Origin of the sequence: Xanthomonas floridensis (assembly GCF_001642575.1) — a bacterium.
GTDB classification, from domain to species: Bacteria; Pseudomonadota; Gammaproteobacteria; order Xanthomonadales; family Xanthomonadaceae; genus Xanthomonas; species Xanthomonas floridensis.
Genome location: NZ_LXNG01000055.1, coordinates 185,133 through 201,555 on the forward strand (window position 1 = coordinate 185,133; position 16,423 = coordinate 201,555).

Here is a 16,423-nt window from a genome sequence, read left to right on the forward strand (position 1 = left end):
GGCTTCCGGTGACTGCATCGGGCTTCTTCCGCACTCCCCATCGCCGGTCGCAGACCCCGGCAGCGCCGTCCATCAGTCCATCCCTCACTGCGTCACCTTGCCTGGTGCCACCTGATGCTTGCGATGCGCACTGCCCATCTTGTCGGCCACTTCCTTGGGCATGTAGGTTTCATCGTGCTTGGCCAGCACGTCTTCGGCCACGAATACGCCCTGCTGCATGCGACCGGTCGCGACCACGGCCTGACCTTCGCGGAACAGGTCGGGCAGGATGCGGTCGTAGCGCACCGGCAGCTGCGCATCGCCATCGGTGACGCGGAACTGCGCTTCCAGCGACCCGGAGGTGCGTTTGAACGAGCCTTTTTCCACCATGCCGCCGAGCCGGAAGCGCGCATGTTCGCCGGCATCGCCGCGCAGCACCTCCGACGGCGTGTACAGATACGCCACGTTGCGCTGCAAGGCCATCGCCACCAACGTGGTCGCCAGCCCGCCGGCCAGCACCAAGGCGAGCACCAGCCACAGGCGGCGGCGCCGTTGCGGGTTCATCGGGTCAGCTCCGCATCGCTGGGCAGGGTGCGCTTGCGCTCGCGCAGGCGGCGCGCCTGGGCAGTCTTCAATGCGCGATGTACCTGCCAACGGCCGGCGATCAGGTCCCACAGCAGTACCAGCACGAACACGGCGTAGGCGGCGATGACATACGGCAGATAGCTCATGCGGCTGTGTCCTGCGGCTCGCGCACGATCCAGGCCTTGCCGGCCTCGCGGCGCAGGTTGTCGGCGCGCGCGCGGGTGAGCAGCGACCCGGCGAACCAGAACTTGGTGCCGATCACCATCAGCCACAACGGCAGCAACATGCTGGCATCGATGGTCGATGGTCCAAACAGGCGGATGCTCTGGCCCTGGTGCAGCGAATTCCACCACACCACCGAATAACGGATCACCGGCAACAGCACCACGCCCACGATTGCCAGCAAGCCGGCCGCGCGTGCCGCCTGGCGGCGGTCGTCGATGGCGTGGTACAGGCCGATCACGCCCAGATACAGGAACAGCAGGATCAATTCGGTTGTCAGGCGCGGGTCCCAGTCCCACCAGGCGCCCCACATCGGCTTGCCCCAGATGCTGCCGGTGAGCAGGGTGATCACGGTGAACGCCGCGCCGATCGGTGCGCAGGCCATCGCCAGGATCTCGCACACCTTGATGCGCCAGATCAGCGCGATCGCTGCGTACACCGCCATCAACCCGAACACGAACAGGCTCATCCACGCGCTGGGCACGTGGATATACAGAATGCGGAAGCTGTCGCCCTGCTGGTAATCGGCCGGTACAGCGAACAGCGCCTGCCAGATCCCCGCGCCCAGCACTAGCGCAGCCAGCGCGTAGCACCAGGGGGCCCAGCGCGCGGTAAATCGGTCGAAGATCGGAGGCGAGGCGAGTTGGTGGAACCAGCGGACGACGACGTTCATGCGATGGCGATGGCTCTTGGCATGGCGATGGCTCTTTGCATGGAGGCAGTTTCCGGTACGACACCACCGTACACCCTACGGTGTCCCATCAATGGCGCATCTGCAACGTCGATCAGCTGAGCGAGATCCGGATCGCCGCTGCCGCCGCCAGCGGTGCCAGCACGATGCCGATCACCAACCCTGCGCCCAGCAACAACAACGCACCTACCGCATCCTGCCCTTGTCCGCTGGCCGCCACGCTGCCGGCGCCGAACACCAGCACCGGCACATACAGCGGCAACGCGAGCAACGCCACGAGAATACCAGAGCGTTTCATCGTCACCGTCAGTGCCGCAACCACTGCGCCGAGCAGACTCAATAACGGTGTGCCCAATGCCAACGATGCCAGCAGCACCGGCAATTGGTCATGCGGCAGGTGCAGCAATTCGCCCAGCAATGGCGTCACCGCAATCAACGGCAGCGCGCTGGTGGCCCAATGCAGCAGCACGCGCACGGCGATCAACCACGCCAGCGGTACCGGTGCCAGCAACCATTGCTCCATCGAGCCGTCTTCCACGTCGCTGCGGAACAGTGCGTCCAACGACAGTAGGCCGGCCAGCAGTACCGACAGCCACAGCACCGCCGGTGCGGCCTGTGCCAGCAGGTCGGGGCGCCCGCCCAGGCCCAGTGCGAACAGCACCACGATCAGCAGCGCGAACAGCGCCGGCTGCAGTGCGTCGCTGCGACGGCGCCACAGCAATTGCAGATCGCGACGTAGCAGCGCGCGGGCCGCTTGCAGCAAGGACGGCTGCGATGACGGCGTCATGCCGCGGCCTCCAGGGTGAGCATGCGGGTGCGCACCGGCGGTGCCGCGTAGGCGCCGTGGGTGGTGACCAGTGCCGCGCCACCGCCGCGCAGGTGCGCGGAAATCATCCGGTTGACCAGGGTGATGCCGTCCAGGTCCAGGTTGGCGTAGGGCTCGTCCAGCAGCCACAACGGCGCCGGCGAAAGCCACAGCCGGGCAAGCCCCAGGCGCTTGCGCTGGCCGGCAGACAGTTGCCGCACCAGCGCATCCTCGTAACCGGCCAGGCCCACGATGGCCAGCGCGCTGCCGGGCATCTGCTTGGCCCGGCGGCCATGCAGGCCGCACAGGAAATGCAGGTTCTCCAGCGTGCTGAGGTCGGCCTTCAGGCCGGGCAGGTGGCCCAGGTAGGCCATGAAGCGGCTGCGGTCGCCGCGCCGCGCGGTCTTGCCGTCGATCTGGATCTGCCCACGCTCCACCTGCAGCAGCCCGGCCAGCACCCGCAGCAGCGTGGTCTTGCCGGCACCGTTGTCGCCTTGCACCAGCAAGGCTTCGCCGGCATCCACATGGAAATCCAGCGGGCCGAACACCGGCTCTTCGTTGCGGCTGAAGGCCAGCGCGCGCGCCGCCAGGAGCGGGGGCGCAGTGTGCAGCGGTTCGATCATCGGCGCAGCGGGCTCCCGTCGCAGGACGGCATGGGGTGGGCGAGCGGGTGTCGGGCCATCGCCAACAGGCAACCGGCGCGACACGCTGTGAAGCAGGGCGCGCATTGTAACGACGATGGCCGCTGCCGGGGGCGCATGCGCGCGGCGTGATGTGTCCGGGAACGCCGTTTTGCAGGGTGCCTGGCGCACCGGCCGGGCCGCTTTGCGTACACTCGCGGTCCCCGATTGCTGACCGGACTGGCGCGATGCCCCTCACGACCAAGCTGCCCAAGGTGGGCACCACCATTTTCACCGTCATGTCGCAGCTGGCGGCCGAGCACGGCGCGGTCAACCTGGGCCAGGGCTTTCCCGACTTCGCGGTGCCGCAGCGGCTGGTCGACGAACTGACCAGGGCCATGGCCGCCGGCCATAACCAGTACCCGCCGATGACCGGCGTGGCGGTACTGCGCCAGGCCATCGCCGGCAAGGCGCAGCGGTGCTACGGCGCGCAGGTCGATGCCGATACCGAGATCACCGTCACCAGCGGCGCTACCGAGGCCATCTTCAATGCCATCCACGCGGTGGTGCGCGCAGGCGAAGAGGTGATCGTGCTGGACCCGGCCTACGACTGCTACGAGCCGGCGATCGATCTGGCCGGCGCGCGCGCGGTGCACGTGGCGCTGCACCCGCAGACCTTCGCCGTGGACTGGGACGCGCTGCGCGCAGCGATCACGCCGAAGACGCGCCTGCTGATGATCAACTCGCCGCATAACCCGTCCGGCGCGATGCTGTCGACCGAGGATATGCAGCGCTTGAGCGAGTTGCTGCGCGGCACCGACATCTTCCTGCTCTCCGACGAGGTCTACGAACACATCGTGTTCGACGGCCGCCGCCACGAGTCGGTACTGCGCTGGCCGCAATTGCGCGAACGCGCGTTTGTGATCTCCAGCTTCGGCAAGACCTACCACTGCACCGGCTGGAAGATCGGCTATGCGATCGCGCCGCCGGCGCTCACCGCCGAATTCCGCAAGGTGCACCAGTACAACACGTTCACCAGCTTCGGCCCGGCCCAGCACGCCTTCGCCGCGATGATCCGTGACGAGCCCGAGCACGACGAGCAGCTGGGCGCGTTCTACCAGGCCAAGCGCGACCGCTTCCGCGAGCAGCTGCTGACCACCCGCCTGAAGCCGCTGCCGGTGCCCGGCGGCTATTTCCAGCTGGTGGATTACTCGGAGATCAGCGATCTGCCCGATACCGAATTCGTGAAGTGGCTGACGATCGAGAAGGGCGTGGCTGCGATTCCGTTGTCGCCGTTCTACGAGAATGCCCCGGCTGGTCAGCGCCTGGCGCGGCTGTGCTTCGCCAAGAACGATGCAACGCTGGATGCGGCGATCGCACGGTTGCAGCAGCTCTGAAGTGCGGGGAATGGGGAATCGGGATTGGGGAATCGTAAGAGCATTACTGGACTCCTTCTCGATTTCTGCCGGCCCGGGACAGGGAATCGTGAGCGCGTCGCTGGTGTTCTTCCTGCCCTCCGACTTCGTCACCCACCTAGCGCACAGACGCCACCACACCCGCTCTACCCATTCCCGATTCCCGATTCCCCATTCCCGAGCCTCCAATGCACGACCTTCGCATCTCCCTGATCCAAGGCGACACCCGCTGGCATGACCCGGCTGGCAATCGCGATTACTACGGCGCGTTGCTGGGGCCGCTGGCCGGGCAGACCGATCTGGTGATCCTGCCGGAGACCTTCACCAGCGGGTTTTCCAACGATGCCATCGACAAGGCCGGAGGCATGGACGGGCCGACCGTGGACTGGGTGCGCGCGCAGGCCGCGCGGCTGGGGGCGGCGGTGACCGGTAGCGTGCAGTTGCGCACCGAGGGCGGCGTGTTCAACCGACTGCTGTGGGCCACGCCTGACGGTGCGCTGCAGTATTACGACAAGCGCCACCTGTTCCGCTTCGGCAACGAGCATCTGCGTTATGCGGCCGGGCGCGATCGCCTCTGCGTCGACTGGAAAGGCTGGCGGATCAATCCGCAGGTTTGCTACGACCTGCGTTTTCCGGTGTTCTGTCGCAACCGCTTCGATGTGGAGCGCCCGGGCCAGCTGGATTTCGACCTGCAGCTGTTCGTGGCCAACTGGCCATCGGCACGCGCCTACGCCTGGAAGACGCTGTTGCGCGCGCGCGCGATCGAAAACCTGTGCTACGTCGCCGCCGTCAACCGCATCGGCGTGGACGGCAATCAGTTGCACTACGCCGGCGACAGCGCGGTGATCGATTTCCTCGGCCAGCCGCAGGTGGAAATCCGCGAGCGCGAACAGGTGGTCACCACCACCATCAGCGCCGCCGCCCTGGCCGACCACCGCGCCCGTTTCCCGGCAATGCTGGATGCGGACAAGTTTGTGATTCGGGATTAGGGATTCGGGATTCGTAAAAGCCACTGCCGGGCAGGTACCAGCATGCCCGCTGCTGCCAATCCCGAATCCCGAATCCCGGCCACTGGTCGAGAACAGGGATTCGTGATTCGCGATGGGTAAAAGCCACTACGGCTCAGGTGCCAGCGTGCCCGTTGTTACCAATCCCCAATCCCGAATCCCCAATCCCGGCTACTCACCCACCTTGATCTCATAGATCTTCGGCCACCGCTTGCCGGTGACGAACAGGCGGTCGTGCTCTGCGTCGTAGGCGATGCCGTTGAGTACGTCATTGGCCGGGTCGGTCAGGGTGTCCGCCTCCGGTACCAGCGCCTTGAGGTCGATCCAGGCGATGACCTTGCCGCTGGCCGGGTCGATGCGCGCGATGCGGGTGGTCAGCCAGACATTGGCCAGCAGCTGGCCCTTGACCCATTCCAGCTCGTTGAGGTTGTCCAGTGGCCGGCCGCGTGCGGTGACGGTGATGCTGCCGGTCTGCTTCAGGCTCTGCGGATCGAGCTTGCGGATGCGCGCGCTGCCGTCGCTCATGTAGATGGTGTGCGCATCGCTGGTCAGGGCCCAGCCCTCGCCGGGATAGCTGAACTGCGCGCGTGGCGCCAGCGTGGTCAGGTCGTAGATGAAGCCGCGCTGGTTGCGCCAGGTCAGCTGGATCAGCCGGTCTTCCCAGGCCACGATGCCTTCGCCGTAGTAGGGAAGCGGCGTCTGCGCCTGCTGCAACACCCGGCCGGTATCCAGCTCGACCTTGCGCACCCGCGACTGGCCCAGCTCGCCGGTGCTTTCGTAGAGATAGCCATCGCGATAGAACAGGCCTTCGGTGAACGCGCTTGTGTCGTGCGGATAACTGCGTACCACGGTATAGGCCTGGGTTGGAATGGCTTCGGCGCAATGCGCAGGCGGCGACACCAGGGCGGCGGCAAACAGCAGGAGGGCAGGGCGTGACATGCCGGCATGATCCCATGCCGTGGGCACGATTTGCAGCAGCCCCGACGCCGCGCACCGCCAGCTAATGCTGGGCTGAACAGCAGTCGCGCAGGGTGGTGGGCGTTGTCGCGGCTGCCACATCGGCGCTGCTAGTCTCGCGCCACTTCCACCACCGGCACCGCATACATGATCAAGTCACTGTCTCTTCTCGCGCTGCTCGGCGCGGCAACGCTGGCTCCGCAGGCGCAGGCCGCCGGCAATATCGACTGCCAGCTGTCGTTCAACCTGTCCGGCTGGTCGGTGTTCTACAAGACCGCTAGCGGCACTGGCACCATCAAGTGCGACAACGGCGCGGTGATTCCGGTCAAGATCTCCAGCAAGGGCGGCGGCCTGACGGTGGGCAAATCGAAGATCACCGGTGGCCGCGGCTCCTTCTCCGGCGCGTACAGCCTGAACGATCTGTTCGGCACTTACGCAGCGGCTGAGGCGCATGCGGGCGTGGTGAAGTCCAGCACCGCCCAGGTGGTCACCAAGGGCGACATCTCGCTGGCCCTGGCCGGTACCGGAGAGGGCGTGGACCTGGGCGTCAACGTCGGCAATTTCGTGATCGAGCGCCGCAAGTAAGCCGTTCCATCAGGACCGCGCGCGCCTCCGGGCGCGCGTGTTGCGTTGACGCGCCACCTGCCGATTGCCCGATGCCACGCTCCTGGAGCCGAACATGCAGGCAAGCTCGCTGCAGCCTTGGTTGTGGCACTCAACCTGCTGTCACGCCGCCGGCAGGCGCATATGAAAACGGCCCTTTGCAGGGCCGTTTTTTATTGCAGGTGTCCGCCTCCAGGCCTTAGCGACCGCGATTGCCGCCACCGGGCGGGCGACGGTTGCCACCGCCCGGCGGACGGCCGCCCGGGCCACGCGGAGCGCCGCCAGGACCACCGGGGCCACGCGCGCCACCACCCGGGCCGCCGGGGCCACCGGGGCCGCGGTTAGCCGAGGCCGGGCCGCGATTGCCGCCCGGACCCGGACGGCCGCCGCTGGGGCGACCGGCAGGACGCGCTGCGCCATACGGGCTGAAGCCCGGGTTGGCGTGGTCGGACGGGAAGATCGGCGCGTTACCCGGATGACCGTAGGGATGCTTGCGCTGCCCCTGGCCTTGCGCCTGGCCCTGACCACCGGCGCCGCCGCGTCCCTGACCCTGGCCGCCGCCGGCACCCGGACGTGCACCGCCCGGACCCTTCTTGGCATACGGGCGTGCCTGGCCGGTGCTGTTGCCACCGGGGCCGGCATTGCGGTGGCCGCTCGGGCCGGTGCTGACGCCATCGGGCACATACCAGCTGCGGAACGCGGCCGGGTTGCCGTCCGGCAACGAGCGGTCGCCCTTGGCCGGGCCACGCTGCTTGAACGGGCGCTGCTGCGACTGCTTGGCAGCGGCTTCGCCGCTGACGGTCAGGCCGCCCTTGAAACCGCCGGGCTTGCCGCGGCCACCGCGGCCGCCGCGGTCTTCGCGCAGGTTGTCGAAGCGACGCAGCTCGCGGCCTTCATCGGCGCCGGAGGTCTGCCCGTTGACGTAGGCGTTGCTGCGGCCATCGCGCGAGACGTGCACGGTGGACTTGGCGGCGCGGCGCTGGCCGATCACCGGCTGCAGGGTCAGTGCCGAGGGCGCGCCTTCTTCCAGTTTGAGTTCGGCGCGCAGGGCGTCGACCTTGTCCTGCGCCACTTCCACCGACTGCCCGCGCAGCAGTTCGCGCGGCAGCGAGAGCTTGCCGTAGCGGCTGCGCTTGAGGCGACTGACCTGGCAGCCCTGCGATTCCCACAGGCGACGCACTTCGCGGTTGCGGCCTTCCTTGACCACCACACGGAACCAGTCGTGCGAATCGGTGCCGCCGATGCGTTCGATCTCGTCGAACTTGGCGCCGCCGTCTTCCAGCAGCACACCGCGCGACAGGCGCTCGATGATGGCGTCGGAGACCTTTTCTTCGCCTTCCGGGGCGCGCACGCGCACCACGTATTCGCGTTCGACCTCGTAGGAGGGGTGCATCATCGCGTTGGCCAGCTCACCGTCGGTGGTGAGCAGCAGCAGGCCGGTGGTGTTGATGTCCAGGCGGCCGATGGCGATCCAGCGCGAGCCCTTCAAGGCCGGCAGCGACTCGAATACGGTCGGGCGGCCTTCGGGATCTTCGCGCGTGGTCACTTCGCCTTCGGGCTTGTTGTAGATCAGCACGCGCGAAGGTTCGGTCAGCGCGCTGGCCACGAAGCTGCGTCCGTCCAGCTCGATCTTGTCGCCGCTGCGCACCGACATGCCGGTCTGCGCGACGGCGCCATTGACCTTGATCAGGCCGTCGGCGATGCGCTGCTCCAGCGCGCGGCGCGAGCCCAGGCCGGCCTGGGCCAGCACCTTGTGCAGGCGCTCTTCCAGCTTCGGCGCTTCGGGCGCGCTGTCGCGCTTGAGGGAAAGCTTGTTCAACGACAGCTTGCGGGGGGTGTCACTCATGTGTCTGGCTCCGGCCGACGCGCTCTGGGTCGGCCTCTGGGTCGGAATCGGCTTCGTCAACAGCCACGGTCGTCGTCGCGACGGCGTTGTCTTCGTCTTCGTTCACTGCATCCGCGCGCGTGCCCGGCGCGGTGTCGGGGTCGCCCTCGCGGGCGGCGTCTGGGTCCAACGTATTCTGGTCCTGCACCGAGGCGGGCTCGGGGTGCTGCGGTGTGCCTGGTTGCTGCTCGTCGGCATCGCGGTTGTCGCGGCTGCCGGCGTCGTGACGGTGCTGCTCCTGCCCGATCTCCGACGCCTCATGCGCTGCGCTGCCGGGCTGCGCAGCAGCATCCTCGATGTCGTCGTCTGCCTTGCTGCCGTTATCGGCGGGGGCGGCGTTCTCTTCATCGGCCGAAGCGGTGCCGTTGTCGCTGGACTCAGCCGGGGGGGCGCCGGCATCTGCCGTTGAAGGTGTGTCGCCCACATCGGCATCTGCATCCGTATCACCCGCGTGGGCTGCGTCAGCATCCACCCCGTCCTGCTCGGCCTGCATCGATGCCGATGCCGGGACTGCGCCATCCAGTTGGCCATCGCGGTCCAGCGGCAGCTGCGGTTCGAGCTCGGCAATGTCCTTCAACTCGGACAAAGGCGGCAGCTCGTCCAGCCGCTTGAGCCCGAAGTAATCGAGAAAGCCCTTGGTGGTGCCGAACAGCGCCGGCTTGCCGGGCACGTCGCGGTGGCCGACCACGCGGATCCATTCGCGCTCTTCCAGCGCCTGGATGATGTTGCTGCTGACCGCCACGCCGCGCACCTGCTCGATTTCGCCGCGCGTGATCGGTTGGCGGTAGGCGATCAGCGCCAGGGTTTCCAGCGTGGCGCGGGTGTACTTGGTGCGGCGCTCGGTCCATAGCCGTGCCACCCAGCCATGCACCTCGGCCTTGACCTGGAAGCGGAAGCCGGAGGCCACTTCGACCAGTTCCACACCGCGCTCGACGCTGGCCTCGCGCAGCACTTCCAGCGCGCGCTCGACGCTGCCGGGCGGTGCGGGTTCTTCTTCGGGAAACAGCCCCTGCAGTTGCGCCAGCGTCAGTGGCTGGCTGCTGGCCAACAGGGCGGCTTCGATGATGCGGGTGATCAGCGCTTGATCCATTCGGTGATCGGCTTCAGATAGGTTCGTTGGCAGCATCGCTGTCATCGAATTCGCTGGAGAATTGCAGCGGCGCATTGGTATTTCCCAACGCCAGCGACTTCACGTAGATCGGCGCCAGCGGCGCTTCCTGCACGATGTCCAGCAACTGCTCCTTGGCCAATTCGAGCAGCGCCAGGAAGGTGACCAGCACGCCGAGCTTGCCTTCTTCGGCCGTGAACAGCGATTCGAAACGGTAGAACTTGCCGTCGTCCAGTCGGCTGAGCACATCGCCCATGCGCTGGCGCACGCTCAGCGCCTCGCGCTTGATCGCGTGCCCGGTGAACAGCTCGGCGCGTTTGAGCACGTCGTACAGCGCCATCAGCATTTCTTTCAAGTCTACCGGCGGCGGCAGCTTGACCGCGGCGCGCTCGGGCAGATGCGCCTGCACCGGCGCGCTGTCGCGGCCCATGCGGGGCAGGGTGTCCAGGTCTTCGGCAGCCTGCTTGAAGCGCTCGTATTCCTGCAGGCGGCGCACCAGCTCTGCGCGCGGGTCTTCTTCTTCGCCATCCTGGCTGGGCGGGCGCGGCAACAGCATGCGCGACTTGATCTCGGCCAGAATCGCGGCCATCACCAGGTATTCGGCCGCCAGTTCGAAGCGCAGTTCCTGCATCACATTGATGTAGTCCACGTACTGCCGGGTGATTTCGGCGACGGGGATGTCCAGGATGTCCAGGTTCTGCCGGCGGATCAGGTACAGCAGCAGGTCCAGCGGACCTTCGAAGGCATCCAGGATGACTTCCAGCGCATCCGGCGGAATATACAGATCCTGCGGAATCTGCAGTACCGGTTGCCCATGCACCACCGCCAGCGGCATTTCCTGCTGCTGTGGCGGCGCGCTCGTGGCTGGCGGAGTCGCGACGTGCGCGAGTTCGGAATTCATCAGGTGGACATCGGGTCTTGCGGTCGCCGGCCGCGGTCTGAGCCGCGCCTGCAGGGGCTTTGCCTTGAAGTTATTGCGATCAATGTCGCGCCTGTGCCGGCACGATCCCACAAATTCACATACGCCAATCGACATACAAGCAGGCGCCGCGTGGCATGCGGCGACGGAACAGCGAGGAGGTCGTCTACGCGGGCCGGCGGTGGGCAGCGAATCGGTCGTCGAGAAGGGCGTTGAGCCTGGGCCGACGGGCCGCTGCGTCCGGTTGCGTGTTCAGTGGTGCCAAGGGTAATGCGTGCGCGGGGGCGGTGTCCAGCGCCGGGCCGGCTAGAATCCCCTGCGGTGATCTTCAAGTTCTGGGTGAGGTGGCGTGTGTGGTACGTAATCGAAGGGTATGACGGCGCCGACGCACTGGCGGCGCGGCAGCAGGCGCGACCGGCGCATCTGGCACGCCTGCAGGCGTTGGCTGCGGCCGGGCGGCTGCTGGTGGCGGGGCCTTGCCCGGCCATCGATGCAGAGGATCCGGGTCCGGCCGGCTTCAGCGGCAGTGTGGTGATTGCCGAATTCGACGCACTCGAAGATGCGCGCGCCTGGGCCGATGCCGATCCGTATGTGGAAGCGGGCGTGTATGTGCGTACCGAGGTCCGGCCGTTCCGGCGGGTGCTGCCATGAGCCGGGTCGAGCGGATCCGCGTGGCGCTGCAGGCGGCGCTGGCGCCCACAGAACTGGAGGTCGTGGACGACAGCCACCGACACGCCGGCCACGCCGGCGCACGCGACGGGCGCGGGCATTTCAATGTGCGGGTCGTCAGTGCCGTGTTTGCCGGCAAGCCGCCGCTGGCGCGCCATCGGGCGGTGTACGCGGCCGTCGGCGAGATGATGCACACCGACATCCATGCCTTGTCGATCGAGGCGCTTGCGCCAGGTGAAACCGGCTAGCCGGAGGGCCAAGTCGCGCACGATGGGAGTGCACCCGGACACAATGGAGCGTCACACATAGCGCCCCGTTGCGCCCGTGTGCGCTCCTACGGACGCAGCAATGTCCCCACAGGCGTGGCGCACTGGTAAAGCCACTGTTACGTAGCCGGAGTGCCCCTGAGCGCGGCTGCGTTGCCGGCGCGGGCCCATCATGCATGCTTCCTGCGAACTGCTTGCGAGGCAGGGCCTCCTGGAAATTCAGCCTGCGGTCGGGGCGCTGGCGCGTCGGTATCACGAACTCCACTCGCGCGCTTCCAGCATCTCGACACGCCCAGCCGAAGGGCATGCCCACCACCCGTCACGCCGCGCAGCGAACTGCCAACCGTGATCCGCGTTGTGCTTCGTCTGTGGACACGTGGGTGCGTTTTTGTTGCGTCGCAGCACATTACTTCACGTATTCATCACCTGCAGATGCTTGATCTGTAAGCGTTTTCACGCGTGTGAAGACAGGGGTTTACGCCCGCTTATGAAAACGCTTACAGTCCGCGCCAGTTTTGGGAAGTCGGTCGCGGAGGGCGACACGCATGGCCAAGGGTGCGGTCACCATCAAAGATGTCGCTCGCGAAGCACAGGTCTCTGTTGCCACCGTGTCGCGCGCGCTCAACGGGCATGACAATGTCGCCGGGGCTGTGCGTCAGCAGGTCATGGCGGTGGCCGAGCGCCTGCGCTACAGCCCGCATGCGGCCGCCCGTAGCCTGAGCAGCCGGCGGTCGCAGACGCTGGGCGTGGTGCTGCCCGATCTGTATGGCGAATTCTTTTCCGAGCTGATCCGCGGCATCGATGGTGCGGCCCGCGCTGCCGGGCAGCATCTGCTGGTGTCCAGCTATCACGGCGACCCGGAAGCCCAGGGCAGGGCACTGCGCTCGATGCGAGGGCGCGTGGATGGCCTGCTGGTGCTATCGCCGTACGCCGAGCAGCCGGGCTTCCTGACCGACAACCTGCCGCAGTCGCTGCCGACGGTGCTGATCAATGCGCACCTGCCCGGTGCGGGCTATCCGGTGCTGAGCATCGACGACCATGCCGGCGCCATGGCCATGACCGAGCATCTGCTGCGCGCAGGTCACCGGCGGATCGCCTTCATTGGCGGGCCGGCGCTTAATTTCGATGCGCGTGAGCGCCTGCGCGGCTTCCGCGATGCGATTGCCGGATTCGGCGGTCAGGCGCAGGGAATCGAATATGCCGGCGACTTCGACGAAGCGTCCGGCCACCGCGCCGGGCTGGCGATGCTGGCTGCAGGCACATTGCCCGATGCGGTCTTCGCGGCCAACGACATGGCCGCGCTCGGCTGCCTGTATGCATTTGCCCAGGCCGGCGTCGCGGTGCCCGGCGATGTCGCGCTGGCCGGTTTCGACGACATCCCGCTGGCCCGTTTCGTCCATCCGCCGCTGACCACCATGCGGGTCAGCATTGCGCGGCTTGGCGAGCAGGCGATGACCCGGCTGATGCGGCTGGTGGAAACGCCGGGCGCCGACGACGGCATGCGCCAGCTGCTCACGCCCGAATTGGTGATCCGCGCGTCCTGCGGCGCCGGCGTGCCGGCCACCTGACCTTTTCGCGGACGTTCTGTCCGCTCCCGCTGCTCCCCCGCAGCGGTCGTTCCTGCACCACTGCAACGCCACAACAACAATCTGTACCGATCCCTGGAGGGACCATGCACCACCACCACCCCCATTCCGCGCGTCCGGCGCGCAAGCTGCTCAGCTGCGCCCTGGCCAGCTGCCTGCTGCTGGGCGCCGCGCCTGCGTTTGCGCAAGGCACCGGCGCCACCATCCGCGGCCAGGTCACGGTCGACGCGGCACCGGCCGCACAGGCGCAGGTCACCGCGACCAATCTGGCCACCGGCCTGACCCGTACCGTGCAGGTGAGCAACGGCGGCTATTCGCTCGGCGGCCTGCCACCGGGCTCGTACCGGATCGATGTCACCGCCAACGGCCAGACCAGCACGCAGAACGTCACCGTGCAGGTCGGCCAGACGGCAACCCTGAATCTGGGCGTCGGCGGCGAGCCGGCCACGGCCGACGCTGGTAACGCCACCACGCTGGATGCGGTGCAGGTCAAGGCACCGCCGGTGCTGGTGGAAACCCGTACCTCCGAAAACGCCACGTATATTTCCAACGTGCAGATCCAGAACCTGCCGCGTGCCACGCGCAACTTCCTGGAACTGGCCGACACCGTGCCGAACGTGCAGTTCACCCGCGAGGCCAACGGCACCACCAAGGTGCGCACCGGCGCCACCTCGGCCGAAGGCACCAACGTCTACATCGACGGCGTCAGCCAGAAGAACTACGTGCTGACCGGCGGCGTCAGCGGCCAGGATTCCAGCCGCGGCAATCCGTTCCCGCAGTCGGCAATCGGCGAATACAAGGTCATCACCTCCAACTACAAGGCCGAGTTCGACCAGGTCAGCGGCGCAGCCATCGTGGCCTCGTCCAAGTCCGGCACCAACGATTTCCACGGCAGCTTCTTCTGGGACACCAGCAACGACGGCTGGCGCGAAGAGAGCCCGCTGGAGAAGAAGGCCGGCGTACGCGACGACTTCGAGGAGACCCAGTACGGCGCCACCTTCAGCGGCCCCATCCTCAAGGACAAGGCGCACTTCTTCATTGCCTATGAGGCCAAGGAATACACCACGCCGAACGTGGTGATTCCCGGCTCGATCTATTCCGATCGCGTCGACCAGCTGCCGGCGCAGCTGCAGCCGTTGGTGGTGACCTCCAGCACGCCGTTCAAGGAAGACCTGTATTTCGGCAAGATCGACTGGACCATCGGCGACAACAACCTGTTCGAGTTGACCGGCAAGTACCGCAAGGAAGACGAGCTCAACGATGTCGGCCAGACCTCGACCTATGAGCACGGCAGCATCAACGGGCAGGAAGAAAAGCGCGCCAACCTGCGCTGGCAGTACAGCGGTGCCAACTTCCTCAACGAGGCCAACCTCAGCTACGAAAGCGCGTTCTGGAACCAGGCGCCGATCAACAACGGCAACGGCTACATCCTCAGCTACACGCCGGTGCGCGGCAACGAGACCGATATCCTGGCCGCCGGTGCCGGCAGCAGCTTCCAGCGCAAGGGCCAGAGGGGTTGGACCTTCCAGGACGACCTGACCTTGAACAGCCTGGAATGGCACGGCGCACACACCGTCAAGATGGGCGTGAAGTTCAAGAGCATCGATCTGGATTCGACCCAGTTCAATCCGGCCAACCCGCAGTACTACTACAACATCCTCACCGACGTGCAGACGCCGTACCGCGTGCGCTTCGGTGCGCCACTGGTGGAAGGTGGCGGCTCGGTGGTGTCCAAGAACAAGCAGTACGGCATCTACCTGCAGGACGACTGGGAGGTCAACGAGCACTGGACCCTCAATCTGGGCGTGCGCTACGACTACGAAGAAACCCCGGCCTTCCTGGACTTCGTCACCCCGTCCGATGTGGCCGGTGCGTTGCAGAACTGGCCGAACCTGCGCAACGCCAACTACAACATCAACGACTTCATCAGCACCGGCAACAACCGCAAGGCGTTCAAGAATGCCTGGCAGCCGCGCCTGGGTGCGTCCTACGACCTGTTCGGCGACCAGGCCCACGTGATCTACGGCGGCGCCGGCCGTGCCTACGACCGCAACATCTTCGATTACCTGGCCCTGGAGCAGCTCAACAACTCCTTCAATTCTTATAGTTACTACTTCACCAGCGCCAACAACCCCGCCTGCCTGGGCGACCCGTGCACGGCATGGAATCCGGCCTATAACAGCCAGGAAGGGCTGAACACGCTGACCGCCAACAGCACCGGCGGTGGTGGGCGCGAGGTCTACCTGATCGACAACAACCTCAAGACCCCGTATTCGGACCAATTCAGCATCGGCATGCGCAACATGGTGCCGCTGTGGGGCCAGGACTGGTTCACCGACGTGACCCTGAGCCGGATCGAAAGCCACGACGGCTTCGCCTTCGTGCGGGGCAACCGCCTGCCGGACGGCTCGTTCTTCCAGCCGGGCACCACCTCGGGCGTGCCGGTTGATGGGCCGGATGGTTACAGCGCCATCGTGCTGGGCACCAACGGCGTGGAAACCCGCAACAACCAGCTCGCGCTGCAGGTCGAAAAGCCCTTCGACGAAGAATCCGGTTGGGGCCTGACGGTGGCCTACACCTATTCCGATGCCAAGGAGAACCGCCAGTTCGGCGAGCATTACGCGCTGGACCGCGAACGCATCCAGGACTACGGCTGGCGTGAAGCCGGCGGCATCCCGAAGAATCGCCTGGTGGTCACCGGCATCTACGAGCTGCCGTACCAGGTCAAGCTGTCCGGCAAGCTGTCGCTGGCCAGCCAGACCGCGCGCTACGGCCAGAACTGCCTTGCCGGCAACGACCAGTGCGACATCATCCAGTTCAAGCCGGATGGCACGCTGGGCTACAAGGAATTCAGCATTGCCGCCAATAAAGAATGGGATACCGGCGCAGGTGTCACATTCAATGTGCGTGCGGATATCCTCAACGTGTTCAACTGGGTCAATTACGCCGCCTTCAACGGCGATACCGGAACATTGCAGGACTTGAACACGGCTTACGGCACGCCGACCGGTGTGCTGGCATCGCCGATGCGTACCTTCCGTCTGGCCTTTGGCCTGAACTGGTGAGGTGCTCGACCGCCCTGGCTGCAAGGCCAGGGCGGTCGAAC

At 66.4% G+C, this 16,423-nt stretch carries 16 protein-coding genes; 7 read left to right on the forward strand and 9 right to left on the reverse strand.

The window, feature by feature from the left end:
- Positions 1-84 precede the first annotated feature (84 nt).
- The 5 genes from ccmE to ccmA all read right to left on the reverse strand — a co-directional run bounded on the left by ccmE (position 85) and on the right by ccmA (position 2,905).
- Positions 85-543: a cytochrome c maturation protein CcmE gene (gene ccmE, locus A7D17_RS20010; protein WP_064510705.1), complete on the reverse strand. Its 459-nt coding sequence runs from the start codon at positions 541-543 to the stop codon at positions 85-87.
- A complete protein-coding gene (locus A7D17_RS20015; protein WP_064510706.1) occupies positions 540-710 on the reverse strand; it encodes a heme exporter protein CcmD in 171 nt (56 codons plus the stop codon). The genes ccmE and A7D17_RS20015 overlap by 4 nt, the downstream gene beginning before the upstream one ends.
- Positions 707-1,459, reverse strand: a complete 753-nt coding sequence (locus A7D17_RS20020) for a heme ABC transporter permease (RefSeq protein WP_064510707.1) — start codon at positions 1,457-1,459, stop codon at positions 707-709. The genes A7D17_RS20015 and A7D17_RS20020 overlap by 4 nt, the downstream gene beginning before the upstream one ends.
- A gap of 112 nt (positions 1,460-1,571) precedes the next feature.
- Positions 1,572-2,264, reverse strand: a complete 693-nt coding sequence (ccmB, locus tag A7D17_RS20025) for a heme exporter protein CcmB (RefSeq protein WP_029220084.1) — start codon at positions 2,262-2,264, stop codon at positions 1,572-1,574.
- Positions 2,261-2,905 (reverse strand): heme ABC exporter ATP-binding protein CcmA, encoded by a 645-nt coding sequence (gene ccmA, locus A7D17_RS20030; protein WP_064510708.1) that lies wholly within the window; start codon positions 2,903-2,905, stop codon positions 2,261-2,263. Before ccmA ends, ccmB begins: the two co-directional genes overlap by 4 nt.
- A gap of 245 nt (positions 2,906-3,150) precedes the next feature.
- On the opposite strand from ccmA, the gene A7D17_RS20035 reads away from it, so the two are divergent.
- Together A7D17_RS20035 and A7D17_RS20040 are read left to right on the forward strand one after the other, a co-directional pair.
- On the forward strand, positions 3,151-4,299 hold the full coding sequence (locus A7D17_RS20035) for a pyridoxal phosphate-dependent aminotransferase (protein ID WP_064510709.1): 1,149 nt from the start codon (positions 3,151-3,153) through the stop codon (positions 4,297-4,299).
- A 206-nt stretch (positions 4,300-4,505) separates the two neighbouring features.
- A complete protein-coding gene (locus tag A7D17_RS20040; RefSeq protein WP_064510710.1) occupies positions 4,506-5,306 on the forward strand; it encodes an amidohydrolase in 801 nt (266 codons plus the stop codon).
- 189 nt (positions 5,307-5,495) lie between these two features.
- On the opposite strand, the gene A7D17_RS20045 is transcribed toward A7D17_RS20040, so the two are convergent.
- On the reverse strand, positions 5,496-6,263 hold the full coding sequence (locus A7D17_RS20045) for a glutaminyl-peptide cyclotransferase (protein ID WP_095522635.1): 768 nt from the start codon (positions 6,261-6,263) through the stop codon (positions 5,496-5,498).
- A 165-nt stretch (positions 6,264-6,428) separates the two neighbouring features.
- On the opposite strand from A7D17_RS20045, the gene A7D17_RS20050 reads away from it, so the two are divergent.
- On the forward strand, positions 6,429-6,866 hold the full coding sequence (locus tag A7D17_RS20050) for a hypothetical protein (protein ID WP_064510711.1): 438 nt from the start codon (positions 6,429-6,431) through the stop codon (positions 6,864-6,866).
- A gap of 217 nt (positions 6,867-7,083) precedes the next feature.
- On the opposite strand, the gene A7D17_RS20055 is transcribed toward A7D17_RS20050, so the two are convergent.
- Genes A7D17_RS20055 through A7D17_RS20065 form a run of 3 tightly spaced genes read right to left on the reverse strand, consistent with a single transcriptional unit; the run spans position 7,084 to position 10,778 of the window.
- A complete protein-coding gene (locus A7D17_RS20055; protein WP_064510712.1) occupies positions 7,084-8,730 on the reverse strand; it encodes a pseudouridine synthase in 1,647 nt (548 codons plus the stop codon).
- On the reverse strand, positions 8,723-9,895 hold the full coding sequence (scpB, locus tag A7D17_RS20060; RefSeq protein ID WP_239692259.1) for an SMC-Scp complex subunit ScpB: 1,173 nt from the start codon (positions 9,893-9,895) through the stop codon (positions 8,723-8,725). Before scpB ends, A7D17_RS20055 begins: the two co-directional genes overlap by 8 nt.
- Entirely contained in the window at positions 9,873-10,778 is a 906-nt protein-coding gene (locus A7D17_RS20065; RefSeq protein WP_064510714.1) for a segregation and condensation protein A, read from the reverse strand. Before A7D17_RS20065 ends, scpB begins: the two co-directional genes overlap by 23 nt.
- A 369-nt stretch (positions 10,779-11,147) precedes the next feature.
- Between A7D17_RS20065 and A7D17_RS20070 the strand changes: the two genes are divergently transcribed.
- From A7D17_RS20070 to A7D17_RS20085, 4 genes are all read left to right on the forward strand, one after another.
- A complete protein-coding gene (locus A7D17_RS20070; RefSeq protein ID WP_064510766.1) occupies positions 11,148-11,447 on the forward strand; it encodes a YciI family protein in 300 nt (99 codons plus the stop codon).
- On the forward strand, positions 11,444-11,713 hold the full coding sequence (locus tag A7D17_RS20075; protein ID WP_064510715.1) for a BolA family protein: 270 nt from the start codon (positions 11,444-11,446) through the stop codon (positions 11,711-11,713). Before A7D17_RS20070 ends, A7D17_RS20075 begins: the two co-directional genes overlap by 4 nt.
- A gap of 563 nt (positions 11,714-12,276) precedes the next feature.
- The gene (locus A7D17_RS20080; RefSeq protein ID WP_064510716.1) at positions 12,277-13,299 is read left to right on the forward strand and encodes a LacI family DNA-binding transcriptional regulator; all 1,023 of its coding nucleotides are present in this window, start codon (positions 12,277-12,279) and stop codon (positions 13,297-13,299) included.
- Positions 13,300-13,403: 104 nt separating this feature from the next.
- On the forward strand, positions 13,404-16,382 hold the full coding sequence (locus tag A7D17_RS20085) for a TonB-dependent receptor (protein ID WP_064510717.1): 2,979 nt from the start codon (positions 13,404-13,406) through the stop codon (positions 16,380-16,382).
- The last annotated feature ends 41 nt before the right edge of the window (positions 16,383-16,423 follow it).